This window comes from Pseudonocardia sp., from assembly GCF_035305885.1.
Taxonomy (GTDB): Bacteria; Actinomycetota; Actinomycetes; order Mycobacteriales; family Pseudonocardiaceae; genus Pseudonocardia.
The window spans coordinates 33,306-59,548 of sequence record NZ_DATGOP010000048.1 but is presented as its reverse complement, the minus strand read 5'-3'; the positions used below and the strand labels follow the sequence as shown (position 1 = coordinate 59,548).

30 protein-coding genes and 1 pseudogene are annotated in these 26,243 nt (G+C 75.5%); 5 read left to right on the top strand and 26 right to left on the bottom strand.

What is annotated here, in order from left to right; all coding sequences use genetic code 11:
• Positions 1-47: 47 nt before the first annotated feature.
• The 12 genes from VKZ81_RS08885 to VKZ81_RS08830 all read right to left on the bottom strand — a co-directional run bounded on the left by VKZ81_RS08885 (position 48) and on the right by VKZ81_RS08830 (position 9,324).
• Positions 48-149 (bottom strand): 30S ribosomal protein bS22, encoded by a 102-nt coding sequence (locus VKZ81_RS08885; protein WP_003402602.1) that lies wholly within the window; start codon positions 147-149, stop codon positions 48-50.
• Between the two features lie 164 nt (positions 150-313).
• A complete protein-coding gene (locus VKZ81_RS08880; protein ID WP_324240969.1) occupies positions 314-523 on the bottom strand; it encodes a helix-turn-helix domain-containing protein in 210 nt (69 codons plus the stop codon).
• Between the two features lie 190 nt (positions 524-713).
• Positions 714-1,520, bottom strand: coding sequence for a pyrroline-5-carboxylate reductase (proC, locus tag VKZ81_RS08875; protein ID WP_324240968.1), 807 nt, complete (start codon positions 1,518-1,520; stop codon positions 714-716).
• Positions 1,521-1,545: 25 nt separating this feature from the next.
• Positions 1,546-2,373, bottom strand: coding sequence for a thioesterase family protein (locus VKZ81_RS08870; protein WP_324240967.1), 828 nt, complete (start codon positions 2,371-2,373; stop codon positions 1,546-1,548).
• Between the two features lie 53 nt (positions 2,374-2,426).
• Entirely contained in the window at positions 2,427-3,248 is an 822-nt protein-coding gene (locus tag VKZ81_RS08865; protein WP_324240966.1) for a sugar phosphate isomerase/epimerase family protein, read from the bottom strand.
• A 6-nt stretch (positions 3,249-3,254) separates the two neighbouring features.
• A complete protein-coding gene (locus tag VKZ81_RS08860; RefSeq protein ID WP_324240965.1) occupies positions 3,255-4,919 on the bottom strand; it encodes an Rv0497 family membrane protein in 1,665 nt (554 codons plus the stop codon).
• A complete protein-coding gene (locus VKZ81_RS08855; RefSeq protein WP_324240964.1) occupies positions 4,916-5,218 on the bottom strand; it encodes a hypothetical protein in 303 nt (100 codons plus the stop codon). The genes VKZ81_RS08860 and VKZ81_RS08855 overlap by 4 nt, the downstream gene beginning before the upstream one ends.
• A 151-nt stretch (positions 5,219-5,369) precedes the next feature.
• A complete protein-coding gene (locus tag VKZ81_RS08850) occupies positions 5,370-6,056 on the bottom strand; it encodes a response regulator transcription factor (protein WP_324240963.1) in 687 nt (228 codons plus the stop codon).
• Positions 6,057-6,070: 14 nt separating this feature from the next.
• Complete coding sequence (locus VKZ81_RS08845; RefSeq protein WP_324240962.1) at positions 6,071-7,276, bottom strand: sensor histidine kinase; 1,206 nt, start codon at positions 7,274-7,276, stop codon at positions 6,071-6,073.
• Between the two features lie 157 nt (positions 7,277-7,433).
• A complete protein-coding gene (locus VKZ81_RS08840; RefSeq protein WP_324240961.1) occupies positions 7,434-8,168 on the bottom strand; it encodes a phosphoglyceromutase in 735 nt (244 codons plus the stop codon).
• Between the two features lie 31 nt (positions 8,169-8,199).
• Complete coding sequence (locus tag VKZ81_RS08835; protein WP_324240960.1) at positions 8,200-8,802, bottom strand: hypothetical protein; 603 nt, start codon at positions 8,800-8,802, stop codon at positions 8,200-8,202.
• 27 nt (positions 8,803-8,829) lie between these two features.
• Positions 8,830-9,324: a MarR family winged helix-turn-helix transcriptional regulator gene (locus VKZ81_RS08830; protein ID WP_324240959.1), complete on the bottom strand. Its 495-nt coding sequence runs from the start codon at positions 9,322-9,324 to the stop codon at positions 8,830-8,832.
• 83 nt (positions 9,325-9,407) lie between these two features.
• On the opposite strand from VKZ81_RS08830, the gene VKZ81_RS08825 reads away from it, so the two are divergent.
• The gene (locus VKZ81_RS08825) at positions 9,408-9,911 is read left to right on the top strand and encodes a VOC family protein (protein ID WP_324240958.1); all 504 of its coding nucleotides are present in this window, start codon (positions 9,408-9,410) and stop codon (positions 9,909-9,911) included.
• 40 nt (positions 9,912-9,951) lie between these two features.
• Here VKZ81_RS08825 and VKZ81_RS08820 read toward each other — a convergent pair whose 3' ends face one another.
• Positions 9,952-10,710 (bottom strand): GntR family transcriptional regulator, encoded by a 759-nt coding sequence (locus tag VKZ81_RS08820; protein ID WP_324240957.1) that lies wholly within the window; start codon positions 10,708-10,710, stop codon positions 9,952-9,954.
• A gap of 234 nt (positions 10,711-10,944) precedes the next feature.
• A complete protein-coding gene (locus tag VKZ81_RS08815; RefSeq protein ID WP_324240956.1) occupies positions 10,945-11,409 on the bottom strand; it encodes a MarR family winged helix-turn-helix transcriptional regulator in 465 nt (154 codons plus the stop codon).
• A 52-nt stretch (positions 11,410-11,461) separates the two neighbouring features.
• Here VKZ81_RS08815 and VKZ81_RS08810 point away from each other — a divergent pair, with 52 nt between their 5' ends.
• On the top strand, positions 11,462-11,929 hold the full coding sequence (locus tag VKZ81_RS08810) for an anthrone oxygenase family protein (RefSeq protein ID WP_324240955.1): 468 nt from the start codon (positions 11,462-11,464) through the stop codon (positions 11,927-11,929).
• A gap of 61 nt (positions 11,930-11,990) precedes the next feature.
• A pseudogene (locus tag VKZ81_RS08805) lies at positions 11,991-12,335 on the top strand (VOC family protein); the annotation flags it as partial.
• Between the two features lie 11 nt (positions 12,336-12,346).
• Here VKZ81_RS08805 and VKZ81_RS08800 read toward each other — a convergent pair.
• The 4 genes from VKZ81_RS08800 to VKZ81_RS08785 all read right to left on the bottom strand — a co-directional run bounded on the left by VKZ81_RS08800 (position 12,347) and on the right by VKZ81_RS08785 (position 14,907).
• Positions 12,347-12,496, bottom strand: a complete 150-nt coding sequence (locus VKZ81_RS08800; RefSeq protein ID WP_324241006.1) for a hypothetical protein — start codon at positions 12,494-12,496, stop codon at positions 12,347-12,349.
• Between the two features lie 7 nt (positions 12,497-12,503).
• Positions 12,504-13,874 (bottom strand): DUF418 domain-containing protein, encoded by a 1,371-nt coding sequence (locus VKZ81_RS35305; protein ID WP_324240954.1) that lies wholly within the window; start codon positions 13,872-13,874, stop codon positions 12,504-12,506.
• A gap of 206 nt (positions 13,875-14,080) precedes the next feature.
• Positions 14,081-14,317, bottom strand: coding sequence for a hypothetical protein (locus VKZ81_RS08790; RefSeq protein ID WP_324240953.1), 237 nt, complete (start codon positions 14,315-14,317; stop codon positions 14,081-14,083).
• 239 nt (positions 14,318-14,556) lie between these two features.
• Positions 14,557-14,907 (bottom strand): VOC family protein, encoded by a 351-nt coding sequence (locus VKZ81_RS08785; protein WP_324240952.1) that lies wholly within the window; start codon positions 14,905-14,907, stop codon positions 14,557-14,559.
• 82 nt (positions 14,908-14,989) lie between these two features.
• On the opposite strand from VKZ81_RS08785, the gene aac(3) reads away from it, so the two are divergent.
• Entirely contained in the window at positions 14,990-15,796 is an 807-nt protein-coding gene (gene aac(3) / locus VKZ81_RS08780) for an aminoglycoside 3-N-acetyltransferase (protein WP_324240951.1), read from the top strand.
• Between the two features lie 68 nt (positions 15,797-15,864).
• Positions 15,865-16,476: an FMN-binding negative transcriptional regulator gene (locus VKZ81_RS08775; RefSeq protein WP_324240950.1), complete on the top strand. Its 612-nt coding sequence runs from the start codon at positions 15,865-15,867 to the stop codon at positions 16,474-16,476.
• Between the two features lie 14 nt (positions 16,477-16,490).
• Here VKZ81_RS08775 and VKZ81_RS08770 read toward each other — a convergent pair whose 3' ends face one another.
• The 8 genes from VKZ81_RS08770 to VKZ81_RS08735 all read right to left on the bottom strand — a co-directional run bounded on the left by VKZ81_RS08770 (position 16,491) and on the right by VKZ81_RS08735 (position 26,243).
• Positions 16,491-16,910 (bottom strand): ester cyclase, encoded by a 420-nt coding sequence (locus VKZ81_RS08770; protein WP_324240949.1) that lies wholly within the window; start codon positions 16,908-16,910, stop codon positions 16,491-16,493.
• A 60-nt stretch (positions 16,911-16,970) separates the two neighbouring features.
• A complete protein-coding gene (locus VKZ81_RS08765; protein WP_324240948.1) occupies positions 16,971-17,558 on the bottom strand; it encodes a TMEM165/GDT1 family protein in 588 nt (195 codons plus the stop codon).
• 90 nt (positions 17,559-17,648) lie between these two features.
• Complete coding sequence (locus VKZ81_RS08760; protein WP_324240947.1) at positions 17,649-19,223, bottom strand: 4-coumarate--CoA ligase family protein; 1,575 nt, start codon at positions 19,221-19,223, stop codon at positions 17,649-17,651.
• Between the two features lie 340 nt (positions 19,224-19,563).
• Positions 19,564-20,520 carry a DUF4349 domain-containing protein gene (locus tag VKZ81_RS08755; RefSeq protein WP_324240946.1) on the bottom strand — a complete coding sequence of 319 codons (957 nt, stop codon included), beginning with the start codon at positions 20,518-20,520 and terminating at the stop codon, positions 19,564-19,566.
• Positions 20,521-20,706: 186 nt separating this feature from the next.
• Positions 20,707-21,201, bottom strand: coding sequence for a type III secretion system chaperone family protein (locus VKZ81_RS08750; protein WP_324240945.1), 495 nt, complete (start codon positions 21,199-21,201; stop codon positions 20,707-20,709).
• Positions 21,198-22,523: a D-inositol-3-phosphate glycosyltransferase gene (gene mshA / locus VKZ81_RS08745; protein WP_324240944.1), complete on the bottom strand. Its 1,326-nt coding sequence runs from the start codon at positions 22,521-22,523 to the stop codon at positions 21,198-21,200. Before mshA ends, VKZ81_RS08750 begins: the two co-directional genes overlap by 4 nt.
• Positions 22,524-22,551: 28 nt before the next feature.
• Positions 22,552-25,467: a sacsin N-terminal ATP-binding-like domain-containing protein gene (locus VKZ81_RS08740; protein WP_324240943.1), complete on the bottom strand. Its 2,916-nt coding sequence runs from the start codon at positions 25,465-25,467 to the stop codon at positions 22,552-22,554.
• Positions 25,467-26,243, bottom strand: a complete 777-nt coding sequence (locus VKZ81_RS08735; protein WP_324240942.1) for a DUF3027 domain-containing protein — start codon at positions 26,241-26,243, stop codon at positions 25,467-25,469. Before VKZ81_RS08735 ends, VKZ81_RS08740 begins: the two co-directional genes overlap by 1 nt.

Below are 26,243 nucleotides of genomic sequence, written 5' to 3'. Positions count from 1 at the left end.
AGGTGAACGCAATCCCGGACGCGGCCACCGGCCACGTCCGGGATCGGTCACTTGCCGAGCTTGCGCCGCTGGACGCGGGTGCGGCGGAGCAGCTTGCGGTGCTTCTTCTTCGACATCCGCTTGCGGCGCTTCTTGATGACTGACCCCATACGAGGCGGCCCTTCCTGTCGGGTCGCGGCCCGCTGGCGGGCCACTGGTCGTGCGGTGGAGGCGCGCTCCGGCCAGGCGCAGCGCGGGGCGTGCGCGGCCGAGCACGATGACCGGTGACCTACTCTACCGGGGGTTTCCGGGGCACCTGACGGGCGGCCTCCCCTCAGCCCGCATCGAAGTAGGCACTGCGCAGGTACTCCTCCACGGCGTTCTTCGGGACGCGGAACGAGCGCCCGACGCGCGCGGCGGGCAGCTCCCCGCTGTGCACGAGGCGGTACACGGTCATCTTCGACACCCGCATCATGGCCGCGACCTCGGCGACCGTCAGGAACTGCACCTGCGAGAGGTGGATCTCCGAAGGCTCGGACGGCATCCGATCACCGCTTTCGTGGTCGCACCGGCCGCCCGGTCTCCTGCGGCCGAGACGGCGCCGATGTTCCGGATGAGCTTAGCGGTGCGGATGTGACGTCTTCGAGGGGAGTGGTGCGCAGGAGGGTGGCCGCGCCCGGCGCGTACGGGTGATTCACCTGCCCCGTTCGGGGCCCGGACGCCCCGGGGCCGCCTCAGCGGCCTCCCTTCCCCAGCTCCACCGAACGGTCCCGCGCCGCCTCGATCGCGTCGATGAGGGCCGCGCGCACCCCGTGCCGCTCGAGCTCGCGGATCGCCGCGATCGTCGTGCCCGCGGGCGAGGTGACCGCCTCGCGCAGGATCACCGGGTGGTCGGAGGACTCGCGCAGCATCCGCGCGGCCCCGAACGCCGACTGCACGATGAGGTCGGCCGCGACGGCGCGCGGCAGCCCGAGCAGGATCCCCGCGTCGATCATCGCCTCGACCAGGTAGAAGAAGTACGCGGGCCCGGAGCCGGACAGCGCGGTCACGGCGTCCTGCTGCGACTCGGGGACCCGCACCACCCGCCCGACGGAGGCGAGCATCTTCTCGACCTCGGTGAGCTGCTCGTCGGTGGCGTGCGTGCCCGGCGAGATGGCGCTCATCGCCTCGCCGACCAGCATCGGCGTGTTCGGCATGACCCGCACGACCGGCGTCCCCTCCGGGAGGGCCTCCTCGAACAGCGAGGTCGGCAGCCCCGCGCAGAGCGACACCACGAGCGTGCCGGGACGCAGCACCGGGGCGAGCTCGGTGAGGACCGGCGTGATGTCCTGCGGCTTCACCGCCACCACGATGATGTCCGCCCGCTTCGCCGCGGTGGCCACATCGACCGCCTCGACCCCGAGCCGGGCGGTCAGCTCGGCGGCGCGTTCCGGGTGCCGCTCGGTGAACACGAGGTCGTCGGCGGACCGACCGCCGGAGAGCAGCCCCGACAGCAGCGCCTCACCGATCTTCCCCGCCCCGAGCACAGCGATCCGTGTCATGTGCGGGAACGGTAGTCGCAGACCGTCAGGGCTCGAGCGGGGAGAGGGCCAGCTGACGGGCCTGGCAGACGAGCCGTCCCGTCGAGTCGATCACCGTGACGTCCTCGTCGAACCAGTCGCCCGCCACCGCGACGGTCCGAGCCTCGATCCGCAGCCAGCCCGGCGCGGGGTGCCCGCGCAGCAGCGCGGTGAGCTGGACGGTGGGCGCCCAGCCGATGCGGCCGCCCAGGTTGAACACGGTGGGCGCCATGATGTCGCCGGAGAGCAGGGCGAACAGCACGTCGGTCGGCTCGCCGAGCGGGCGGGCCCACCCGCGCAGCACGGGCGGCCCCTGCTCGCCCCGGGCGAAGGCGAACGTGGGGGTGTCGTAGCGCAGCTCGCAGGCGCTCGCGACGCCGTGGGCGATGCCGTGCTCCCGCGGGTCGATCGCCTCCGGCGTCGGCTCGGCGGGGAGCTCGGGCAGGTCCGCCCACCGGTCGCCGTCGGTCGGCAGCCTGCCCGCGGTCACCGTGGAGGCGAGCACGAGGCGGCCGTCCTGGCGCATCCGGACCGCCACGACCGACGCGGTGCGACCGAGCTTGAGCACCTCGGTCTCCAGCTCCACCGGCCCGGGGTCGGGCGCCCGCAGGTAGTCGGCGGCGACGGCGAGCGGGTCGGGGGCGGCGCCGTTCGTCTCGGCGTGGACACGGGCCAGGCCCGCGCGGGCGAGCAGCACCATGAGCAGGCCGCCGTGCGCCTTCGGCCCGACGGTGAAGAGGGTGCCCAGCTCGGCCCCGTAGCAGCCGTCGCCGAGCGGGGTCACCTCGATGGCGTCGCGGAACGGCCGGCCGGTCTCGGTCGTGGCGGGTCGCACGACACAGTGCGTATCACCGCGGCGGCGCAGCGCGCGCGCCGATGTGATCGGCGCTACTGAACGGGCAGCGCCGGCCGGGCCGTCGGCTGCAGGTGCATACGGGCGAACAGCAGCGACTCGGCGAGCATCGCCGAGCGTTCCGGCCGGGTGCGGCACCGCCGCGTGTTGACCTCGACGGCCACCGCGCCGGTGAACCCCGTGGCGAGCCGCTCGCAGACCTCGGCGCACGGCTGGCTGCCCCGCCCGGGCACGAGGTGCTCGTCGCGGGGCGCCCCGCTGCCGTCGGCGAGGTGGACGTGGGCGAGCGCGGAGCCCATCCTCCCGAGGAGCGCGAGCGCGTCGTCCCCGGCCGCGGCGGTGTGGGACAGGTCGAGCGTGTAGTGCGGGTGGCCGACCTCTGTGGGGTCGTAGCCCGGCGTGTAGGTCACCGTGCGCACCCCGGACCGGACGATCGGGTACATGTTCTCGACCGCCAGCACGACCCCGTCGCGCTCACCCGCCCGCGCGACCTCGTCGGCGAACCGCGCGGCGTAGCGCCGCTGCCAGCGGAACGGCGGGTGCACCACGACGGTGCGGCAGCCGAGGGTGGCCGCGGCCGCCACCGAGCGCCGGATGCGCTCGACCGGGTCGGCGCTCCACACCCGCTGCGTGACGGCGAGGCAGGGCGCGTGGACCGCGAGCACGGGCACCCCGAACCGCTCGGCCAGCCGCGCCACCGCGGGGATGTCCTGGCTGACCGGGTCGGTCCAGACCATCAGCTCGACGCCGTCGTAGCCGAGCTCGGCCGCGAGCTCGAACGCCGCCCGGGTCGACTCGGGGTAGACCGAGGCGGTGGAGAGCGCAACCGGCGGGGCCGGCGACGTCCCGGGCGGCATGGCGGGTCATCTCCCGAGCAGCACGAGGATGGCTGGTGACACGGTCAGCAGCAGGCCGACGAGCACGGCGAACAGGGTGGTGCGCAGGTCGCTGCTGCGCAACAGGGCCCGGACGACCACGACGAGACCCACGGTGACGAGCACCGCCGCTGCCAGCGCCACCACGGGGAGGTCGCGCCACAGGAAGCGGAACCCGACCCACAGCGCGGCGCCGCCGATGGCCCCGGCGATCCACTGCGCGATGACCGCGGCCCACGCCGGACCGCCGCCGGCCTCCTCCTTCTCCTCGGTCTGGGCGGAGCGGCGCCGAGCGGGTGCGTCTTCGCCGGCTTCCCCACCGGCGAAGACGCCGGTGGGTTCCTCACCGACGCCCTTGCGATCGAGCCCCGCCGGGTAGTCGACGCGGTAGTAGTCGTCGTCCTCGTCGCCGTCGTCGTCGAACGACATCGGCGCCGCCGCCTGCGTGGGCGGCCCGCCGTCGTCGGCGCGGCGCCTGCCGTCGGTGCGGTCGCGGTGCCACGCCTCGGCGCCTGCGGGCGGAGCCCCGATCATCGTGGCGGGCCCGCCGTCCTGCTCGAACTCGTCGTCCGGCTCCGCGGAACGGCGCCTGCCCTGGGTGCGGTTGCGGTGCCACGCCTCCGCACCCGCCGGGGGCGCGCCGATCATCGTGGCCGGCCCGCCGTCGTCGTCGGGCTCGTCGAGCTCCGGTTCCGCGCGCCTGCGCGGCTGCTGGATCCGGCTGGTGGCCGCCGGGTCGACGGGACCAGCGGGCCCGCCGCGGCGGACCTGCGGCATCTGCTCGGTGGGCAGGTGCTCGTCGGCCGGCGCGGCGGCCGGGGCCGCGGACGGGGCGGCGGGGGCACCGGCCGGCCGGCCGGGTGCCGCCTCGCGCTCCGGCGCCGCGTCCCAGGACGTCCGGCCGAGGTTGCGCAGGTCGCGGAGCCTGCGCTCCCGATCGCGCCCGCCCGGCTCCGGCTCGGCGGCACGCGGCTCCCACGCGGGGGCGTCCGGTTCCCGCGGCCGGCGCGGCGGCTCGGCCTGGGGCTCCCACGCCGGGGCCTGGTCGCGCGACTCCCACGGCGGCTCCTCGGCCGCTCGCCGGGACCGGCGCGGTGGTGCCTCCGGCGGCTCCGGGTCGGCGTAGCGGGGCTCGCGGGCCGGGCCGGCGCCCCACTGGTCCTGCGGGGCGCGGGCGTCCCGCCCGTCGCGCCGCCCGGCGTCCCAGCCGTCCTGGTCGCCCCACTGCCCGGCGTCCCACCGCTCGGACGCCCAGTCGTCGGAGCCGAGCTCGTCGGCGCCCCACGGGTCGGCGGCCCGCGGCTCGACCGGCCGCGGCGGCGGCTCGGGCGCCCGCCGCTCGGGAGTCCTGCGCTCCGGCGCCCGCGGCTCGCCCGCCCAGTCCGGCTCTGCGCCCGCCGCCCGGCGCCTGCCACCCGGCTCCCGGCCGACCGGCGGCGGGGGCGCGGGGTCCGGCGCGGCGCGGCGCGGCTCCCGCGGGGCCGCCGAGCGCCAGTCCGGAGGATCGGCGACGGGGGCGCCGTAGCCGTCCTCGTCCGGCTCGTCGGGCTCCCGGCGGCGCCGTCGACGACCGCCGGACAGCGTGCTGTCGCCGTGCGCGGCGAGCAGCTCGGCGACTGTGCGCTGGCGTGGGTGGTCGGTCTCGGAGCTCATCCAGTACACCGTGCCTCGTACGTCGTCAAGCGTCCAAGCCGTTCGGACGCGTCCTGCGCCGAGCGGTCGATCTGGGCCGTCCCATCGAGCGTGTCGACCTGCCTGAGCCCGACGTCGGTGGGCGTGCGCTGCACCAGCGGCCCCGCCCCGGACGGCGCTCCCGGCAGGGGCCGGGCGGGCGACCGGGAGGCCTCCGAGGTGCCCACGGCGACTTCCGCCGCGGGGTGGATACCCCGGTGCGCGCCCACCGCGAGCGGGTGGGCGGCGCGGGAACCGAGGTCGAGCACACCGAGGCGCACGGGCCCCAGGCTACTGCCCGGACGTGACGCTCTTGTGACCTAGCCGGTGGCAACCCCGGGCGCCGCCGCCGCGACCTGCGAAGACGGGCGAGTTGTCCACATTCCCCACACGGTTGTCCACAGCTTGTGGAGATCGCCCCGGGCTCGCCGCTCAGGCCTCGAACTTGTAGCCGAGCCCGCGCACCGTCACGAGGTGCCGCGGGGCCGACGGGTCGGCCTCGATCTTCGACCGCAGCCGCTTGACGTGGACGTCGAGCGTCTTGGTGTCGCCCACGTAGTCGGCGCCCCACACGCGGTCGATCAGCTGTCCGCGGGTGAGCACCCGGCCGACGTTGCGCAGGAGGTACTCGAGCAGGTCGAACTCCTTCAGCGGCAGCGCGACCTCCGTGCCGTTCACCGTCACGACGTGCCGCTCGACGTCCATGCGCACGGGGCCGGCCTCCAGCACGCCGGGCTGCCCGTCGTGGTCGCCCGCCTCGCCGCCGCGGCGCAGCACCGCGCGGACGCGCGCGATGAGCTCGCGGGCGGAGTAGGGCTTCGTCACGTAGTCGTCGGCGCCCAGCTCGAGGCCGACGACCTTGTCGATCTCGCTGTCCCGCGCCGTCACCATGATCACCGGGACGGCGGAGCGGGTGCGCAGCGCCTTGCAGACGTCGGTGCCGCTCATGCCCGGGAGCATGAGGTCGAGCAGCACGATGTCGGCGCCGTTGCGGTCGAACTCGTCGAGCGCGTCCTGTCCGGTGCCGGCGATGGCCGTGGTGAAGCCCTCCTTGCGCAGCAGGAACGCGAGCGGGTCGGCGAACGACTCCTCGTCCTCGACGATCAGCACCCTTGTCATGGATCTCCTCTGGCTCACCCGACGCGATCGGGCACATCGGCGGGGCGGCTCGTCGGGGCGGCCGTCCCGGGGTCGGACGCAGCGGCGGGCGCCGGGTCCTGCGCGGCGTGCGCGGGGAGGCGCATCGTGAACGTCGAACCGGTGCCGGGGCTGCTCCACAGCCGCACCTCGCCGCCGTGGTTGGCGCACACGTGCTTGACGATCGCCAGGCCGAGCCCGGTGCCGCCGGTGGCGCGGGAGCGCGCCGGGTCGACGCGGAAGAAGCGTTCGAACACGCGCTGCTGGTGCTCGGGCGCGATGCCGATCCCGCGGTCGGTGACGGCGATCTCGACCCACTTCCCGCAGCGCCTGCGCGAGACCGACACCGCGGAGTCGGCGGGCGAGTAGTTGATGGCGTTCTCCACGAGGTTGGACAGGGCCGTGACCAGCAGCGTCAGGTCGCCGTCGACCTGCAGGCCGCTCGGCCGGTCGACGATGATCTCGATGCCCGCGGACTCGGCCGACAGCCGGCAGCGGGAGAGGGCCTCCTGCACGACCTCGTCGACGTCGACGACCTGCAGCTCGGGCAGCCGCTCGGCGCCGGTGAGCCGGGAGAGCGCGATCAGCTCGGTGACGAGGTTGCCCAGCCGGTTGGCCTCGTTGAGGATCTTGGTACCGAAGCGGCGCACCTCGGCCGGGTCGTCGGCGGCGTCCAGCACGGCCTCGGCGAGCAGGCCGATCGCCCCGACCGGGGTCTTGAGCTCGTGGCTGACGTTCGCCACGAAGTCGCGCCGGGTGGCCTCCAGCCGCACCGCCTCCGAGGTGTCGGCCGCCTCGATCATGCTGTAGCCCTCGCCCAGCGGGCGCACGTGCGCCATCACGGCCGCGGGCTGGCGGCCCCGGTGGTCGAGCGGGGAGAGGTCGACGTCGACGGGGCTGCCCGACAGCAGCACCTGCTGGCTGGCGGTGGCCGCTCGGGCGTCGGCCTGCCCGCCGCGCACCACGCCCAGCTCGGCGGCGCGCGGGTTGTGCAGCACGACGTCGCCGCTGCGGTTCAGCACGGCGAGGCCCTCGTCGGTCTCGCGGAACACCCGCTCCAGCAGGTCGGCGACCGTCGGGTCGGGCGCGGCAGGCGCCGGCTCCGGGGTGGCCTCTTCCGGTCGACGCCCCCTGCGGAGCCCGACCAGGACGCCGAGCACGAGCGCACCGGCTGCGATCGCCACGCAGAGCAGCGCGTCCACGAGCGCATGGTAGGCAGGCCGACCGCCCGCGAGGCCAGCGCGAAAGGCCGGTCGTGACGCGGCTGACGTCGCAGAACGGGTGAATTCGCCCGCCGTTCACGGACTGTTCACCGCGCCGCCGCCGCGGGTTGGCGCCGCGGCGGGGGCGCGCCGTCGGCTAGCGCCCCTGCGCCGCCACCGCGGCGGCGGCCTCGGCCGCGGCCTCCGGGTCGAGGTACTCGCCGCCCGGCACCTTCGGGCGCAGGTCGTCGTCGAGCTCGTAGCGCAGCGGGATGCCGGTCGGGATGTTGAGCCCGACGATCTCCTCGTCCGAGATCCGGTCGAGGTGCTTCACCAGCGCGCGCAGGGAGTTGCCGTGCGCGGCGAGCAGCACGACCTTGCCGGCGCGCAGGTCGGGCACGACCGCGGACTCCCAGTACGGCAGGAACCGCGCGACGACGTCGGCGAGGCACTCGGTGCGCGGCACCTCACCGGGCGCGTAGCGGGGGTCGCCCTCCTGGTCGTACTCGGACCCGCGCTCGATGGGCGGCGGCGGGACGTCGTAGGAGCGGCGCCACTTCATGAACTGCTCTTCGCCGAACTCCTCGAGCGTCTGCTTCTTGTCCTTGCCCTGCAGCGCCCCGTAGTGGCGCTCGTTGAGCCGCCAGTCCCGGCGCACCGGGATCCAGTGCCGGTCGCACGCGTCGAGCGCGATGTTCGCGGTGGAGATCGCGCGCCTCAGCAGCGAGGTGTGCACGACGTCCGGCAGCAGGCCCGCCTCGCGCATCAGCTCGCCGCCGCGGCGCGCCTCCTGCTCCCCGGTCTCCGACAGCGGCACGTCCACCCACCCGGTGAACAGGTTCTCCGCGTTCCACACGCTCTGCCCGTGCCGCAGCAGCACCAGTGTTCCCATGCGCGCAACTCTGCCAGGCCGCGCGCGTCCGTCACGTGGTCACCGTCAGGCTGCGCAGTGATGTGTCGAACACCGGCCCGTAGCCGTCCCAGGTGTCGGCGAGCGCCGTGCCGGTGACGACCACCGTCTCCACCCCGCCGTGCACCGCCACCAGCTGCAGGTTGCGCAGCACCAGGCCGCTCCCGGGGTCCCGGTAGGTGCCGCCGAGCAGGTGCGCGGCGGAGCCGTCGGGCAGCGTGACCGGCTCGTCGGCGGTCGGCACGTAGCCCGCGAGCTCCCGCACCTCCCGCCGCGCGCCGGTGACGATGCCGGGCAGGTCGGTGCGCGCGGGCACGACGATCACGTTGATGTTGGCGCGGAACCGCGCCTGCGGGGCCCCCGTCGCGCTCGGGTCGGCGAAGACGACCGCGGTGCCCTGCCGGCCGCTGGTGTCCACGGTCCAGCCCGGCGGCGGGACGAGGTCGAAGCGGTCGAGGGCGTCGTGGAACGCCGGGCCGGGCGGGCGCGGCGCGGGCGCGGGACGGGGCAGCGCCGCCGGGTCGGCCGCCGGGGAGCCGGGCACGGCCACCGCGCAGCCGGCCACGCCGACCGCGCCCGCCAGCGCGACCGCGATGCCGATCGTCCGGATGCCCACGCCGCCCCCTCCGCGAGGCCGAGAGCGTCAGCCTGGCAGGACGTCGCGCGCGTCGCCGCCGGGGACGCCCAGCCCGGAGAGCACCGCCCGGCTGATGTCGCGCAGCTGCCCGACCTGCTCCGGGGTGAGCCGGTCGAACAGGTGGCGGCGCACGGTGCCCACGTGGCCGGGCGCCGCGGCCGCGAGCGCCGCGTAGCCCTCCTCGGTGAGCTGGGCGAACGTGCTGCGCCGGTCCTCGGAGCACGGCTTGCGCCGCACCCAGCCCCTGCGCTCGAGCCGGGCGACGGCGTGGGAGAGGCGGCTCTGCGAGCTCTGCGTGATGGCCGCGAGCTCGCTCATGCGCAGCGTGCGGTTCGGGACCTCCGACAGCATCGCCAGGATCTGGTAGTAGGCGAGCGGCATCCCCGCGTCGCGCTGCAGCTGGCGGTCCAGCGCGCCGTCGAGGAGGGTGGTGGCCGCGACGTAGGACAGCCAGGCTTCCCGCTCCTCGGGATCAAGCCACCGGGTCTCGTCTCCGCTCACCGGATCAGGATACCTCCCGAAAGTTGAACATTCATGAGTTCACGTCTACCATGCGATTGAACATTCAACATCCTGGAGGAACGATGCCGGTCCAGCGGCTCAACCACGCCGTGCTCTACGTGCGCGACCTCGACCGCAGCGTCGCGTTCTACACGGAGGCGCTCGGGTTCCGGGTCGTCAACGAGATCTCGGGTCGCGCGGCGTTCCTGCAGGCGGAGGGGTCCACGAACGACCACGACCTCGGCCTGTTCGCGATCGGCGCCGAGGCGGGCCCGTCCGCCGCAGGCCGTTCGACCGTGGGGCTCTACCACCTGGCGTGGGAGGTCGACACGCTCGCCGAGCTGAAGCGGATCGCCGACGTCCTGCGGGAGCGGGGCTCGCTCGTCGGCGCCTCCGACCACGGGACCACGAAGGCGCTCTACGCCCACGACCCGGACGGGCTCGAGTTCGAGGTGTCCTGGCTCGTGCCGGCCGACCGGCTGGGGCCCGACGTCACGATGAAGACCGCTCCGCTCGACCTCGACGCGGCCATCGCCGAGTACGGCGCCCACACCCGCGGCGGCGTCGGCGTCTCGGTCCCGGCCTGACCGGGGCGTCTCGCCGCAGGCGGCTTTCCGACTCGACGGGTCAGGCGGAGATGTCCATCTGGTAGCCCTCCCGCGCGGAGAAGCGGGCGGAGATGCTGAACCGGTCGGCCCGGACCAACGTCTGGCGCCACTCGACGGGCCGGTCGCCCGCGCAGCCGAGCCGGTCGATCGAGAACGCGGCGACGCCGTCGGGGATGGCGAGCAGCTCGCGCTCGGCCGGGCCGGGCACGACCGCCCGCACCCGCTCGTTCCCGCCGGTGACGTGCACGCCGCAGCGGGAGGCGTAGACGGTGTAGAGGGCGGTGCGCCCGAAGTCCACGTCGAGCAGCGGGGCGGCCAGCCGCTCCGGGAGCCACACCCGGTCGACCGCGAGCGGTTCGGAGTCGGCGAGGCGCAACCGCTCGAGGTGCACCAGCGGCGTGGACTCCTCCAGCCCCAGCCGCGCGGCGACCACCCCGTCGGCGCGCACGTCGAGGGTGCGCACCACGCTGCGCTGGACCTGCCCGGCCGCCTCGACCGCGGAGAACAGGCTGAAGATCTCCCCGAGCTGCTGCTCGATCTCGGCGGGAGCCGCGCGGCGCGGCGTGCGGCCGCGCCCGGCGATGACGAGGCCCTCCTCGCGGAGCCTGCGCACCGCCTCGCGGACGGTGTGGCGGCTCACGCCGTACTCGGCCACGAGGGCCAGTTCACCGGGGAAACTCGAGGCGAACTCGTCCTGGTCGAGTCGTCGGCGCAGGTCGGCGAGCAACTGCGCCCAGAGCGGCTCGCCCGCGAGCCGGTCGAGGGTGGCGGCGGTCATCGGTGGTCTGCTCCCGATCGGTCGTGCGGCGGTGGGCACGAACGGCCTGCCGCGAACCGCCGTGACGCGGCGTCAGCAGGCCGGCCGGGGGCGACACCGCCGGTCGTCGACCGAGAGCTGGTCGGCCCCGATCAGGCACACGCAGAACGTGCGCCGCTGCGGGAGGAGATCGCCGACCACGCTCTCCAGTGCACCAGAGCGATCGAGCAGGGGCAACAGGGCTGTGGCGTACGCCTACGGGGCGTGGCGGGAGGCCGCCGCCCGCAGCCGCGCCGACATCCGGTGCAGCGTCTCGCGCAGGTCGGCGATCTCGGACGCGGTGAGGCCGGTGGCGGCGCCCACGTCGATCTGTGCCCCTACGACCCGCGCCTCCAGCTCGCGCCCGGCCGCGGTGAGCGAGACGAGCACGGAGCGCTCGTCCCCCGCCCGGCGGGTGCGCGTGATCAGGCCGGCCGCCTCCAGCCGCTTCAGCAGCGGCGAGAGCGTGCCCGTCTCCAGCTGCAGCGCCTTGCCGATCCCGGTGACGGTGGACTCGCCCCGCTCCCACAGCACGAGCAGCACGAGGTACTGCGGGTAGGTGATGCCGATGGCGTCGAGCAGGGGGCGGTAGCAGCTCGTCATCGCCCGCGACGCCGCGTAGAGGGCGAAGCACAGCTGCTCGTCGAGCGGGGTCGACCGCGCCGGTGGGGCCTTCGCCATCCGCACACCGTAGGTCCACCGCGCCACTCGCTCCAGGCGGCAGGATCACCGCATGGACTCGCCTCGGCGCTCCGGCCTGACGACCGCGGCCGAGATCGGCCTCGCGCACTGGTTCTTCGGCAACCTCTACGAGGAGGTGGTGCGGATGCCCGCGCGGGTCGCCGAGCAGCCCACCACCGGCGGCCCGTTCGCCCCGGGCAGCCCCGTCCGCTACTACGTCCCGGCGGCCCCGGTCACGCTCGCGACGACGTTCGCATGCATCGCGGCCGGCTGGCGCAGGCGCACCGCCCGGCCGGCGCTGGGCGCGGCGGCCCTGCTCACCGCGACCGGCGCCGCGCTCACCGGCCACCTCGTCACCGCGGTGAACCTCCGCCTGCTCGACGACGCGAAGCGGCCCGCAGACCCCGACGAGCGGCAGCGGCTGGTCCGGCACTGGCACCGGGTCAACCGGGTCCGGCTCGTCGCGGTCGCCGCGGCGGCCGTCGCCCTCCGGGCGGGCACCCGGGCGGGCCGCCGGTGAAAACCCGGTGCGCCCCCGGCGCCGTCCGCCACGATGCTGACCGGGTGAGCACGCTCGGCGCGTGGTGTTCGACTGCAGCCATCCGGCCTCGCTCGCCCGGTTCTGGGCGGCGGCACTGGACGGCCACCGGGTCGCCCCGTACGACGAGGCGGAGCTGGCGCGGCTGCGGTCGCTGGGCGTCGACCACCCCGAGGACGACCCGTCGGTGCTGGTCGAGCCCGCCGCGGGCGGCGAGCCGCGGCTGTGGTTCACCCGGGTTCCGGAGCCGAAGGCGGGCAAGAACCGCGTGCACCTCGGCCTGTGCGCCGCCGACGTCGCCGCGGAGGTCGTGCGGCTCGTCGGGCTCGGCGCCCGGATCCTCGCCGAGCTCGACGACCGGGTCGGGCTCGCCGACCCGGAAGGCGACGAGTTCTGCGTTCAGCCGGCGCGGCCGTGGCCGGGCACGAGCGCCGCCCGGCCCGCGACGATCTCCCGGATCTCCGCGGTGTCCTCGTCGGCGTACCGGTCCAGCACGGCGGCGAGGTCGAGCAGGTCGGCGTGGCTGGAGTACCCGGCGAGCTCGGCCACGAGCCGGTCATCGCGCCCGCGGCCGAGCGACCGCACCGTCACCGAGATCGAGATCCGCGCCGACACGCGCATCCGGTCCGAGACGAACGATGCGCGCGACGCCAGGCTGAACCGGGCCATGCCTCACTGTGCTCCGAGTCACACGCTCGGACAAGCGGTACCGCGCCCCGGGGGCCGCTCCCGCGCACGCCGAGGTGATCGCGCGGCTGACGGGTGCCGCCACCGGACGCCCGCTCCCGCTCAGCTTCCCGCGGTCCTCCCGGCCGCCGCGGGGCGGACGGCTCGGTAGGCCAGCCGACGCAACGCCACCTCGGCGGGCCCGCGCAGACCGCGGCGTTCCATCGCGGTGGCGACGGCCACCGTCGCGCCCCAGACCGCGACGGCGAACAGCGCCACCGACCAGCTCGACAGGTGAGCGCCCAGGCCGACCCCCCAGGCCGCCAGCACCGGCCCCCACGCCAGCGACGCGCCGGCCCAGCGCCCCGATCCAGCGCGCCGGCCGGCCGGAGGCCGCGCCGCGCCCGGACAGCCGGTGGGCGATCAGCCCGAACAGCGCCGCGTAGCCGACCCCTGTGAAGATCCCGGCGAAGAAGTGCAGGCTCGAGAGCGCGGTCACCGCACCGAGGTCGACCACGCCGATGTGCTGCAACGCCAGCACTGCGCCGGTCGCCCACCCGGCGGCGATGCCCCACAGCGCCAACCGACGCAGCAGCACCAGGTGGCGGCCGGGTTCGTCGAGGATCCGGTACCGCGCCGCCAGCACCCCCATCAGGAACGCCACCGGAAGCGCCGTCGATACGAGGCCGCCGATCATCGTGGAGATCCACACCGGCAGGCGCTCGGCGATCGAGACGAGGTAGTCCGGCTCGGCGATGCTGAGCCGCTGCTGCTCGACGAGGACCGATTCCGCCTGCGCCGCAGCGAGGGCCGAGCTCAGGCCGTTGAGCACGGCGAACGCGACGGCCAGCCCGAGCAGGACGCCGATCCAGACCTTCAGGGTGCGATCGGTCCGGCCGAGGAACAGCGGCACCACGATCAGACCGATCAGCCCGTAGACGCCGATGATGTCGCCCTGCCACAGCAGTGCCGCGTGCACCGCGCCGACGACGATCATCCACAGGTGGCGCCTGCGCAGCAGGCGCCGCACAGCGGTGGGGCTGACGCCCTTCCCGGTCTGGCGGGCGTGCATCTGCCCCATCCCGTAGGCGAACAGGAATCCGAACATGGTGTGCACCCGGCCGTCGACCACGGTCAGCGTGACCACCTGCGCGATCCGGTCGGCCGCGTTCCCCGTGACGGGGTGGAGCCCGATCGCGCCGGTGGGGGCGGCGTGGAGGAAGTAGGGCACGTGCGCCAGCGCGATCAGCAGCAGCATCATGCCCCGCGCCAGGTCGGGCGCGGGAGACCGCTCCGACAAGGGGGTCGGGAGCGCCACGCCGCCGCCCCGTGGCGTCGGGTGACGACCGGCGCGGGACCGACCCCGCCGGTGGTCGGGGGGCGCGGGTCCGGCGGGGTGGGTGCGGTCTGCCATGGCGGGTCCTCGGTCTCCGTGGGTCTCGCCGTGTCGGCGGTCGAGGGCGCGGCTCAGTTCCCACCCCCGTCGAGCAGCCGGTGGAAGCGCAGCCGCAGCGCCCGTTCCGTGCTGGCCAGGCCGGCCGCGACGGTGAGCGCGACGTTGAGCCAGAGCGGCAGGTGGATCGGCGACTCGAAGACGCCGAGGCCCTCGGCGACCAGCGGTATCCGGGAGATCGGCTCGAGGGCCTGCAGGAGGTTGAGGCCCACGCCGACGATGAGCACGACCACCGAGACGAACCCGATCACCCGGGGTTCCTGCTCACGGTCGTCAACGGGCTCAGCCTGGAGCGGGCGTTGCCCGCCGAGGCCTCGATCCTGCAGACCGAGGCCGACACCCTCTGCACAGCCGTCGACTGCGCCCTGGGTTCCCGATCCTCATGACCGGCTCACGGCGCCGTCCGCGGCCCGCGACCTCCCCGACGACGACCCGCTCACCCCGTTGCGCCGCCGGGAGACGGTCGCGCTCTGGCGGATCGGCCGTGAGGTCAGTCGGAGACGAAGCAGAACTCGTTGCCCTCGGGGTCGGCGAGCACGTGGAACCGCCCGTTCGCGTCGGCGACGAGCCCGCCGACCGGCGTCGCACCCAGCTCGGCGGCCCGCGCGACGGCCGCCGGGATCCCGCCCGGCTCGACCTCGAGGTCGAGGTGCAGCCGGTTCTTGCCCGCCTTGTCCTCCGGCACCAGCTGGAACGTCAGCGTCGGCGTCCCGGGCGGGGAGACGCGGGCCCACCCGTCGGGCCGGACCACCGGCTCGCCGCCGAGCAGCGCGGCCCAGAACCGCACCAGGCGCGCGGGCTCCCGGCTGTCGATCACGATCTGCTGCAGGCGGATGCGCACCCCGGCACCGTACGGGCTCTCCACGTCCGCCCGACGCGAAATCCCACCACCACCGGACCCGGGCGCGGCTAGGGTCACCGCCGTGGCGGAGCCCTTCCTCACCCGTGCCGACCTCCGGGCCGACCTGCAGGAGCTGGGCCTGCGCCCGGGCGACGCGGTCCTCGCGCACGGCGCCCTGAGCAAGGTCGGGCCGATGTTGAACGGGCCCGACGCCGTCATCGGCGCGCTGCTCGACGCGGTGTCCCCCGGCGGCACCGTCCTCGCCTACACCGACTGGGACGCCGGCTACGACCAGCTGCTCGACGCCGACGGCCGGGTGCCGGAGCGGTGGCGCCCGCACGTGCCGCCGTTCGACCCGCGCGCCTCGCGGGCGGCGCGCGACAACGGGGTGCTGCCGGAGTTCCTGCGCACCACGCCGGGGGCGCTGCGCAGCGGCAACCCGGGCGCGTCCGTCGCCGCGCTGGGGGCGCGCGCCGAGTGGTTCACCGCCGACCACCCGCTCGACTACGGCTACGGTCCCGGCTCGCCGCTCGCCAAACTCGTCGAGGCGGGCGGCAGGGTCGTGATGATCGGTGCGCCCCTGGACACCATGACCCTGCTCCACCACGCCGAGCACCTCGCCGACCTGCCCGGCAAGCGGGTGATCCGCTACGAGGTGCCGTTCGCGACCGACGCCGGCGTCGAGTGGCGCACGGTGGAGGAGTTCGACACCTGCGACCCGGTCGTCGACGGGTTCGCCGAGGACTATTTCGCCGACATCGTGCGCGACTTCCTCGCCACCGGGCAGGGCAGGCGCGGGCGGGTCGGCGCGGCCGAGAGCGTCCTCGTGGACGCGCCTGCGATGTGCGCGTTCGCCGTCGAGTGGATGGAGAAGCACCGCCCTCGCTGAAGTGGCACCTCGAATCCGGCCCGGACTGGCCATCGCGGAAGTCCACCGGCGGGTGGAGGATCGCGGGCGTGTACGTGCCGGCCCACTTCGCCCCCGATGACGCCGACGTGCAGGAGCTCCTCGCCCGGCACCGCGCCGCCGACCTGATCACCGTCGGGCCGGAGGGGCTCGAGGCGACGATGCTGCCGCTGCTGTACGACCGCGAGCAGGGCACGTTGCTGGGCCATTTCGCCCGCAACAACGACCACTGGCGCCGCGCCGACGGGCAGCCGTGCCTGGTGATCGTCCGCGGCCCCGACTCCTACATCAGCCCGGGCTGGTACGCCTCGAAGGCCGAACACGGCCGCGTCGTCCCCACCTGGAACTACGTCACCGCGCACGTCCACGGGCACGTGCGGATCCACGACGACGTCGACTGGCTGGCCTCGCTCGTGCGGCGGCTCACCGACGCCCACGAGGCCGGCCGGCCCGCGCCGTGGCGCGTCGACGAGGCGCCCGAGCGGTTCATCGCGGGCCAGCTGCGCGCGATCGTCGGGGTCGAGGTCCGCATCGAGCGCATCGAGGCGAAGTTCAAGCTCAGCCAGAACCGCCCCGCCGCCGACGTCGACGGCGTGGTCGCGGGCCTGCGCGCGGTGGGCGACGCCCCGGGCGCCGACGCGGTCGCCGCGCACCGGCCCTGACCGCGGGCGCCCCGTCACCCGCCCGGCGCGGGGACGGCGCCGAGCTGCACCATCAGGCCGAGCTGGTCCGTGGTCGTCCAGCGCTCGATCACCCGGCCGCCGCGGAACCGCAGCACCGTCTGGCCGGTGATCACGACGTCCCGCCCCGTCGGGGGGACGCCCATGAAGTCGCCGCAGTGCCGCCCGCTGAGGTGGAACCGTACCGCCACCCGGTCGCCCTCGGCCACCAGGTCGTCGAGGGTGAGCCGGATGCCCGGGAACGCCGCCCACACGCCCTCGTAGAAGGCCCGGTTGCCCGCGTGGTCGAGCGGTTCCGGCCCGAGGCCGTGGTGGCGGACCGACGGGTCGTACAGCCGCAGGTAGGCCTCGCCGTCGCCGTCGTTCCACGCCATGACGGCGGCGGCGAGCCCCGCTCGGTTCTGCTCGGCGGACATCGGCGTCACGCTCCTCCGGTCCGGTACGGCTCGGCCCCGAAAGGCGGACCGTTACGGGCCTCAAGCGCGGAGCGCGTCCACGGCGGTCCAGACGGCGAGGCCCACCATGACGGCCGCGGCGACCCGGGTCACCCACACCACCGGGATCACGCGGCGGAGCCGGTCCCCGCCCCACACCGCGAGCGCGGCGCAGGCCCAGAACCCGAGCGTCGCACCGACCCCGACCGCGAGCAGGTCGGCGGCGTAGCGGGCCGCCAGCGAGGCGGTCACGATCTGGGACGGGTCGGCGAACTCCGAGAGGACGGCGACGCCGAAGGCGGTTGCCACCACACCCCACCGCGTCCTCGCCGCGGCGACGTCCCCCGCTTCGTCGTCATCGTCGTCGTCCTCCTCACCCTCGCGCCAGATCAGGTAGGCGCCGACGAGGAAGACCAGGGCGAGGACGGCGGCGAGGAGCCACCGGGGCAGGAGCGAGAGCAGCCCGCCCGCGACGAGCGCGACCGCGACGTTCACCACCATGCCGAGGCAGACGCCGAGCAGCACCCAGCGCGGGGGGAAGCGGGCGGCGAGCACGAGCGTCACCAGGCCGCTGGTGTCGGCCACCTCCGTGAGGAAGACCAGCACGAAGGTGATCGCCGCCACGGACACCGGGGGATCATCCTCCGGCCATGGCGCCGACCACAACCGCGACCCCGCCCGTTTCCGAGGACGGGGCCGCGGTGCGGTGGGTGCACCGCCTTACGCGCGCGCCTGCTCGCGGGCCCGCAGGTCCTTGCGCAGGATCTTGCCGGAGGCGGACTTGGGGATCTGGTCGATGAACTCGACCACCCGCACCTTCTTGTGCGGCGCGATCCGCTCCGCGACGAAGGTCATCACGTCCTCCTCGGTGAGGTCGGACGCGCCCTCCTGCCGTACGACGAACGCCTTCGGCACCTCCTCGCCCTCGGCGTCGCGCACCCCGATGACCGCGGCGTCGGCGATCTTCTCGTGCGTCAGCAGCAGCGCCTCGAGCTCGGCGGGCGGGACCTGGTAGCCCTTGTACTTGATCAGCTCCTTGACCCGGTCGACGATCGTGAACACGCCGTCCTCGGTGACCGTCGCGACGTCGCCGGTGTGCAGGTAACCCTCGTCGTCGAGCGTGGCCGCGGTGGCCTCGGGGTTGTTGAGGTAGCCCGCCATCACGTTCGGGCCCTTGACCCACAGCTCGCCGGGCACGCCGGGGCCGACCTCCTCGCCGGTCTCCGGGTCCACGATCTTGCAGGTGATGTTGGGGATCGCGAAGCCGCAGCTGTTGAGGTCCAGGTCGGGCCGGTCGTCGGGCATGCTGTGGCTCACCGGGGACAGCTCGGTCATCCCGTAGCCCTGCAGCACGGTGCAGCCGAGGCGCTTCGCGACGGCGTGCCCGAGCTCGGCGTCGAGCGGGGCGGCGCCGGAGAAGATCACGTCGATGCACGACAGGTCGTACTGGTCGACGATCGGGTGCTTGGCGAGCGCCACCGCCACCGGCGGCGCGATGTAGATCCGGCTGACCCTGTACTCGGAGATGACCCGCAGGAACTCCTGCAGGTCGAAGCGCGGCATGGTGACGACCGTGGCCCGCCGGTGCAGGCCCTGGTTCATCATCACGGTCATGCCGTAGATGTGGAAGAACGGCAGCACCGCGAGGATCCTCGTGCCGTCGTCGACCTCGCCCATGGCCGCGATCTGCTGCAGGTTCGCCACGAGGTTGCGGTGGGTGAGCATCACGCCCTTCGCCCGTCCGGTGGTACCGGACGAGTAGGGCAGCACGGCGGTGTCACCCGACGTCACGGTCTGGGCGGGCGGCTGCGCGGTGGTCGAGAGCAGGTCGGCCAGGCTCTCGTGTCCCTCCGCGCCGTCCAGGACGACGATCTTCTCCGCCGGCAGCCCCACCTCGGCGGCCGCCGCCAGCGCGCGGTCGAGGAACGGCGAGATGGTGAACAGCAGCCTCGCCCCGGAGTCGGAGAGCTGGTGGGCGAGCTCGCCGGGGGTGTAGAGCGAATTGATGCTCGTGACGACGGCGTTGGCGCGCAGGATGCCGTGGAACACCGCCACGTAGTGCGGGCTGTTGGGCGCGAACAGGCCCACGACGTCGCCCGCGCCGATGCCGCGTTCCGCAAGGGCCGCGGCGATCTTGTTGACCATGCCTTCCAGCTCGCCGAACGTGATCGACGCGCCGGTTGATCCGTCGATCAGCGCTGGGTCCCCGGCCTTCTCACCGAAGCCGGTGAAGAGGAAGTCGTAGAGCGACACGTCGGGGATCTCGACGTCCGGATACGGGCTGCGGACGGGCATGCGGGCGCTCCTTTGCGGGTGACGACAGCGGGACTCTACCCGCCAGTAGGGCGCAATGGTCCAGACCGCGCAGGCGCCCCGACCGGCGGCTTTCACCCGAATGGCCTAACTCGGAAGGGTTGTCTTGATCGTCACCGCCTGCCAATGTGAGCGCGCCGGCCCTGGCGGGCCCCACTCGCCCGGCCGGCCCGGAACGGCGTCCCCTCGCCGTGCCGGTTGCCGCCGGCGCGCGATGCCCCCGATCGCGCTGCCGATGTGGCGGTTCCAGCGGAGTGGCCCGAGTTCATGACTCCCCCTCAGATCCCGGGCCGCTCCGCCCCACCCGCCCCCCGTCCGCAGCTCAGGACGTCGCGTCGGGCCCCTGTCCGCCCGAGGCGACCGCCGGGGCGGTCGCCCGCCTCGATCGCACGACCCGCCGCCCGAGCAGCCCGAGCCCGCCCAGCAGCGCGAGCACCGGCAGGAACGGCAGCACGAACCCCACCACGGCCGCGGCGGCCGTCCCCACGGTGCGCAGCCCTGCCCAGCCCGCGGCCAGGCCGTCGAGGAAGCCGGGGGTCTCCCGGACGTCCGGCGCGGGCACGGGGAACGGGCTGCGCAGGTCCACGGTCAGCGTGGACATGGCCACCTGGTCGCGCAGCGCTTCGAGCCGCCGCGTGAGCGAGTCCAGCTCGGCCTCCCGCCGGGCGAGCTCCGACTCGATCGCCACCACGTCGCCGATCGACCTCGCCTCGGCGAGCAGGCCTCGCACCCGGGCCACGCTCGCCGCCTGGCTCGCGACCCGGGCGTCGAGGTCGACGACCTCCTCGGTCGCGTCCTGCACCTGGCTGGTGCGGCTCGTCACGCGGCCGAACCCGGCGATCTCGTCGACGACGCGGTCGAGGGCGTCGGCGGGGACCCGCAGCACCAGCCAGCTGCCGGTGTCGCTCGTCTGCTCCTCGGTGATGAACCCGCCGGCGCCCGCTGCGGCGGCGCGGACCTGGCGAACCGCCCCCGCCGGGTCGCCCACCTCGACGGTGAGCTGCGCGGTGCGCACCAGCTGCCGCTGCACGCTCCCGACCGGGACGCCCGGCGGCGCCTGGTCCCGCCCGCCCGGCTCCGGGGCCACGGCGTCCTTCTCCACCGCGCCGGATCCCCTGCCCATCGACGGGCGCGGGAAGGCGGGCGCCGCGCTCACGACGGCGTCGCCCCCGCCCTCCTGGTTCCCGCCGCCCTGCACGAGCCCGATGGCCCCCACCAGCACCGCGAGCACCACGCCCGCCCCGACCAGCACCGCCCGCCGTCTGAGCCTCGCCTGCACCGCCACCGCCTCCTCGTCCGTGGTCCGCCGTGAGGACGGGCGGGGCTGCGGGGCGGGTTGGGCGGCGTCGGTCACGATCGCGTCACGACGCCGCGCTCCGGGCGCAACTCGCCCGCACCCAGGCCGCGACTCGCCGACACCCGGAGCGCGACTCGCCGACAGCGAGAGCGCGACTCGCGGGGTGGGTCAGGTGAACAGGTGCTCGAAGGCGCGGAGGTTGGCGATGCTCTCCCCGCGGTCCTGGCGCCAGGCGTACTCGCGGCGGATCGAGCCGGCGAAGCCGAGCTCGAGCAGGGTGTTGAAGTCGCCGTCGGCGGCCTCGAGGACCTGGCCGAGGACGCGGTCGAGCTCATCGGCAGTGACGGCGTGCAGCGCGATCCGGCCGATGAGGTGGATGTCGCCGATGCGGTCGAGCGCGTAGTGCACGCCGTAGAGCCGGGCGTTGCGCTGCAGCAGGAACCGGTAGACCGCCTCGTGCCCCTCGTCCGGCCGGCGGCAGACGAACGCCTGGACGAACAGCGCGTGCTCGCGCACGAGCAGCCAGCAATGGGTCTGCAGGCGGTTCGTCCCGGGCAGGGTCACGAGGAACTCGCCCGGCGCGTGGCGGCGGTGGTCGACGCCGAGCTCGGCCAGCGCGGCCTCGACGGTGGCGTCGACGTCTCGTCGATCCGCTGCGGTCATCCTTCGATCATCCCGGCCGCCAGCCCGGCGCGCATGGCGCCGCGCTGCCGCTCGGCGAACTCGGCGGCGGCGTCGGCGTAGGTGTCGAGGAGCGCGTCGACGGTGCGGTCCCACGAGAACCGGTGCGCGTGGCCCACGGCGTTCGCCGCGAGCTCGGCGCGCCTGCCCGGCACGAGCGCGACGGCGGCGAGCGCGTCGGCCCACTCGGAGTCGCCGTGGCCGTCCACGAGCAGGCCGGACACGCCGTCGGCCACCGCGACCGGAAGCCCGCCCACCCGCGCCGCGACCACCGGGGTGCCGCAGGCCTGCGCCTCGAGCGCCACCAGGCCGAACGACTCGTTGTAGCTCGGCACGGCGACCACGTCCGCGGCCCGGTAGAGCTCCACCAGGCCGTCGCGGGACTGCGGGGGCAGGAAGCGCAGCAACTCGCTGATGCCGAGGGCGGCACCGAGCCCGTGCAGGCCCCGCGGCTCGGCGAGGCCGCTGCCCGACGGGCCGCCCGCCACGAGCACGACCAGCCGGGACCGCAGCGACGGGTCGCGCCGGACCAGCTCGGCGGCGGCCCGCAGCAGCACGTGGGGCGCCTTGAGCGGCTGGATCCGCCCGGCGAACGCGAGCACGACCGCGTCCGGCGGCAGCTCGAGCGCGCGCCGCGCCGCGACCCGGTCGCCGGGGGTGAAGCGGGCCAGGTCGACGCCGGGCGGGATCGCGACGGTGCGGCGCGGGTCGGCGCCGTAGAGCGAGACGAGCTGGGCCGTCTCCTCGTCGGTGTTGCCGATCAGCCGGTCCGCCTCCGCGACGACCTGCTCCTCGCCGATCACCCGCACCATCGGCTCCGGCTGGTCTCCCGCGGCGAGCGCCGCGTTCTTGACCTTGGCGAGGGTGTGGGCGCTGTGCACGAGCGGCACTCCCCAGCGGTCCCTGGCCAACCATCCGACCTGACCGGAAAGCCAGTAGTGGGAGTGCACGACGTCGTAGTAGCCCGGCTCCTGGCGCGCCTCGGTGCGCAGCACGCCCGCGGTGAACGCGCAGAGCTGGCTCGGCAGGTCGTTCTTGCCGAGGCCCTCGAACGGCCCGGCGACGACGTGGCGCACGAGCACCCCGGGCGCCAGCTCCGCCACCGGCGGGAGGTCCGACGAGGTGGCGCGGGTGAAGACCTCGACGGCGACGCCGCGGCGGGCCATCCGGGTGGCGGTCTCGACGATGTAGACGTTCATGCCGCCCGCATCACCGGTGCCGGGTTGCTCCAACGGCGACGTGTGGACGGACAACAGGCACACCCGGTCGGGTCGCCGCGGTGCGCCGGGGCGGGCGGAGGTCACGACTTTGTGTAGCACGCCGAGGGCCGGTTCAACCGGTCGAATCGGCGCCGATCACATCCTCGGCGAGCAGCCCGAGCAGCGCGTGCACCGGGTCGCTCGCGTGCCAGCGCCCCGCCGCGTCCCGCCACGCGGGCACCCGGAACCGCCCGGAGACGGGCCGGTGCACCCGCACCCGCAGCTCGTCGTGGACGCGCAGCTCGCCGTCGGGCACCGGGACGTCCAGCGCCTGGCAGGCCACCACGACCGCGGCGAGCTCGGCCCACCGCGCGGCCCGGCCCTCGCCCTCCACCTCGGCCTCGACCACCTCGGAGGCGAGCGGGAGGTCGAGCAGCTCGGCGAGCGCGGCCGGGTCGCCGCCCGCGGCCAGCTCGCCGGGGGGCAGCACCGCAGCCAGCCACGGCCGGTCGAGCACCACCGCCACCTCGACGTCCGCGACGCTCCCGTCGAGCGCCCTGACCCGTTCCGGCAGCTCCAGCTCGGCCGGGTCGACCCGGCCGCCGGCGACGGCCTCGGCGAGCTCGGCGTACGCCTCCGCGGCGAGCGCGGCGTCCGGCGTGCGGGCCGGGTCGGCCAGCCGCGCCAGCAGGTCGGCCGCCGTTGCGGTGTCGGGGACGCTCAGGTCGGCGCGCACCCCGATCGCGGCGAGCACGGCCTCGTCCGGCAGGCCGTCGCCGGGCGGCGGGTCGTAGAGCGCGGCGAGGTCGGTGGCGCTGGGCAGCCGCCAGTGCGCCGGGCGGTGGCCGCCGATGCGGGCGTGCCTGCCCAGCCACCACGCCGTGTACGAGCCGGGCGCGGTGAGCGCCGCCCTGGTCTCCCGCTCGCGCGCGAGCAGGGCGAGCGCGGCGGGCCACGCGTCGTCGGCGACGAGATCGAGGTCGCGGACCGCCACCAGGCGCGCAGGCGGGGCGTCCAGCCCGTCCCACCAGGCCTCCTCGTCGTCGAGGTCGTGGTCGGGCCCGATCGGGTCCTCGTCCACCAGCACCGAGAACCCGTCGACGACGCCGACGGCGAGCAGCGCCGCCCGGGGCACGCGGGCGGCGAAGTCCGGGTCGAGCACGGCGAGCGGGACGTCCGGCGCGAGCAGGGGCCGGATCGCCGCGTCAGGGACCATGAGCTCGTCGGCCCGCGCCGGGAGGCCGTCGGCGTCCGGGAGGGCCAGCGCCGCGAAGGCCTCGGGCGCGCTGCCCGCCTCGCCGACGAGCGCCAGCACCGCCTCGGCGAGGGGCCGGACGTCGAGCCCCGCCTCCGCGTCCTCCACCGACCGCTCGACGGCCTCGGCGAGCGCCGGGTGGTCCAGCAGCGTCGCCGCGTCGGCCCGGCACGCGCCGAGCCGCTCGAGCAGCGGGTGCGCGGCCTCGCGGTGCGCGATGTGCAGCCCCGGCAGCCCGAGCTCGGCCACCCGGGCCACGCCACCTTCGCCACCGTCGTACCCGGCGTCCGGCGGCAGCAGGACGGTCGCCGGGCCGGCCGCCGTCCGCCCGTCGGCCAGCGGGACCGGGAGCGCGCGCAGCTCGTCCGGCGCGCCGGGCACCGTGTCGGCGACCGCCTCCAGCGCCGCGTAGAGCGCCCGCCACCACGCCGGCGCCCGCTGCACGCCGAGCAGCCGCTGCACCAGCTCGGGGAGCGACACCCGGTGCACGCCGAGCCCCGCGGGCACGGTCGGGTCGGTGCCCCGCGGGAACGGCGCCAGCAGCCGGTCGAACCCCGCCTCGGCGAGCAGACCGGGCAGGGCCGCGCCGGGCCCGTCGAGCGGCGGGAGGTCGAGCCACTCCGCCCGGCCGGGGGCGAGCTCCGCGCCGCCGACGGCGGGCAGCCACTCCGCGGCGCGCAGGGCCTCCGACAGCAGCTCGCGCAACCGCCCGTCCAGCTCGGAACGCGGGAAGCCGGGCTGGGGCGCGAGCGCGAGCCGGACCTCGGGGGCGACGGCGCGCACGAGGTCGACGTAGGCGGCCGCGGCCCCTTCCAGCACCGCCGCGGTGGCCGGCCCGTGACGCACGCGCCTGCGGTCCGGCTCGAGCGGCACGGTGGCGATCAGCCGCGCGGGCAGCGAGAGCCGCTCCTCGGTGGCGGTCGGGGCGTGCAGCACGTCGGCGCCGACCGGGTCCGGGGCGCCGTCGGCGGACAGCGGCAGCGCCCAGCACACCGACCAGTCCCGCCGCGTCCGCTGCTCGACGGCCTCGGCCTGGGCGGCGGCGTCGTCGATGCGGCCGCTCGCGCGGACGAGCAGCCAGCGCCGCCCGCCGATCGCCACCTCGCCGGGGCCGACGCCCTCGGCCCGGGTCACGACCTGACCCGCGACGGCGATCTCGACGAGGTCGGGCAGCGCGAGCAGCAGGTCGGCCGCGCCGGCACGGGCCTCGGCGAGCAGCGCGTCCGGGTCCACCCCCGGCCGCAGCGGCAGCCGGACCTCGGTGTCGTAGCCGGGGGTCGGGGGCTCGTCGGTGGGCCAGACCAACCGCAGGACGGGTGGCGCGTCCCGGCGGGACAGCTCGGCGGCGGGCCCGGGGAGGGCGGCGACCTCGGCGGCCGTGCGCTCCGCCGAGAACGCCACGCCGCCGCTCGTGCTCAGCACCCGCGGCGCGTCGGTGAGCGCGAGCACGGCGGCGAAGCCGACGCCGAAGCGGCCGACCGAGCCCGGGTCGTCGCGCTTGGCGGACGCGCGCAGGGACGCCAGCGCGGCGACCCCGGCGGCGTCCAGCGGCGCCCCGGTGTTGGCGAACCGCAGCTCGCCGCCGCACACGTCCACCCGCACGCGGCCCGGCACGCCCGCCGCCCGCGCCGCGTCGGCGGCGTTCTGCGCGAGCTCGACGAACCACGCGTCGGCGTAGCCGCCGAGGCGCAGGTCCTCCTCGGCGTTGGCGTCCTCGCGGAAGCGCGTGGGCGAGTCCGCCCACGCCGAGAGCACGGCGGACCGCAGCTCCGCCGTGCCGAAGGGATCGTCCACTAGTCGCCGACCGGCTCCAGGTCCACGCCGTCGTCGTACACCAGCTCGGCGACCGCCACCGACGAGCCGGTGTCGGGCTGCACGTCGGAGTGGGCGCCGCAGCCGAAGGCGACGTCGACCACCCTGCCGTCGGCGGGCGAGTACTCGTTGCCGCACACCCCGAACGCCGCGCGCAGCGACCCGGCGAGCGGGAAGAAGAAGCCGCAGGTGCCGCACTGTGCGGGGGCGGCGCGGGCCATGTCGGAGCCGGGACCGAACGGGCCCTCGTGCCACCGGCGGGCGGCCTCGTCGCGCCCGTACTTCGAGGGCACGAGGCGGCGCCCCAGCCCCACCTCGAGGGCGACCTCCTCGACGGCCGGGTCGTCGGAGGCGAGGTAGCCGGGCGCGAGCCGCGGGTCGTCCGCCCGGGCGGGCAGCAGGTCGCCGACGCCGAGGTCGCCGGGGCGGACGCGCTCCTCCCACGGCACCCAGGCGGGCGCCACGAGCGCGTCGGGGCCGGGGACGAGCACGACCTCGCTGACGGTGACCGGCGCGTCGTCGCCCGCGGTGGCGAGCGTGACCGACCAGCGCCAGCCGCGGTAGCCGCCCTGCTTCGCCTCGAAGTGGTGGCTGACCGCGTTCGGGCCCTCCGGGACGACCTCCAGGTGTTCGCCGACGGCGTCTTCGGCGGCGCGCGGGCCGAGGTCCGCCGCGGCCTCCTCGACCGCCGCGGCCCGAGCCTGCTCCACCGCGTCCACGAGCCGGGCGGGCGGATCGAGGGTCGGTACGGCGTTCAC

Excerpts from the sequence above, each read along its gene's own strand:
- VKZ81_RS08885 (WP_003402602.1), bottom strand. The coding sequence starts at position 149 with ATGGGGTCAGTCATCAAGAAGCGCCGCAAGCGGATGTCGAAGAAGAAG.
- VKZ81_RS08880 (WP_324240969.1), bottom strand. The coding sequence starts at position 523 with ATGCCGTCCGAGCCTTCGGAGATCCACCTCTCGCAGGTGCAGTTCCTG.
- proC (WP_324240968.1), bottom strand. The coding sequence starts at position 1,520 with ATGACACGGATCGCTGTGCTCGGGGCGGGGAAGATCGGTGAGGCGCTG.
- VKZ81_RS08865 (WP_324240966.1), bottom strand. The coding sequence starts at position 3,248 with ATGCCGCCCGGGACGTCGCCGGCCCCGCCGGTTGCGCTCTCCACCGCC.
- VKZ81_RS08860 (WP_324240965.1), bottom strand. The coding sequence starts at position 4,919 with ATGAGCTCCGAGACCGACCACCCACGCCAGCGCACAGTCGCCGAGCTG.
- VKZ81_RS08850 (WP_324240963.1), bottom strand. The coding sequence starts at position 6,056 with ATGACAAGGGTGCTGATCGTCGAGGACGAGGAGTCGTTCGCCGACCCG.
- VKZ81_RS08840 (WP_324240961.1), bottom strand. The coding sequence starts at position 8,168 with ATGGGAACACTGGTGCTGCTGCGGCACGGGCAGAGCGTGTGGAACGCG.
- VKZ81_RS08825 (WP_324240958.1), top strand. The coding sequence starts at position 9,408 with ATGCCGGTCCAGCGGCTCAACCACGCCGTGCTCTACGTGCGCGACCTC.
- VKZ81_RS08820 (WP_324240957.1), bottom strand. The coding sequence starts at position 10,710 with ATGACCGCCGCCACCCTCGACCGGCTCGCGGGCGAGCCGCTCTGGGCG.
- VKZ81_RS08815 (WP_324240956.1), bottom strand. The coding sequence starts at position 11,409 with ATGGCGAAGGCCCCACCGGCGCGGTCGACCCCGCTCGACGAGCAGCTG.
- VKZ81_RS08810 (WP_324240955.1), top strand. The coding sequence starts at position 11,462 with ATGGACTCGCCTCGGCGCTCCGGCCTGACGACCGCGGCCGAGATCGGC.
- VKZ81_RS35305 (WP_324240954.1), bottom strand. The coding sequence starts at position 13,874 with ATGATGCTGCTGCTGATCGCGCTGGCGCACGTGCCCTACTTCCTCCAC.
- VKZ81_RS08770 (WP_324240949.1), bottom strand. The coding sequence starts at position 16,910 with ATGTCCGCCGAGCAGAACCGAGCGGGGCTCGCCGCCGCCGTCATGGCG.
- VKZ81_RS08760 (WP_324240947.1), bottom strand. The coding sequence starts at position 19,223 with ATGCCCGTCCGCAGCCCGTATCCGGACGTCGAGATCCCCGACGTGTCG.
- VKZ81_RS08750 (WP_324240945.1), bottom strand. The coding sequence starts at position 21,201 with ATGACCGCAGCGGATCGACGAGACGTCGACGCCACCGTCGAGGCCGCG.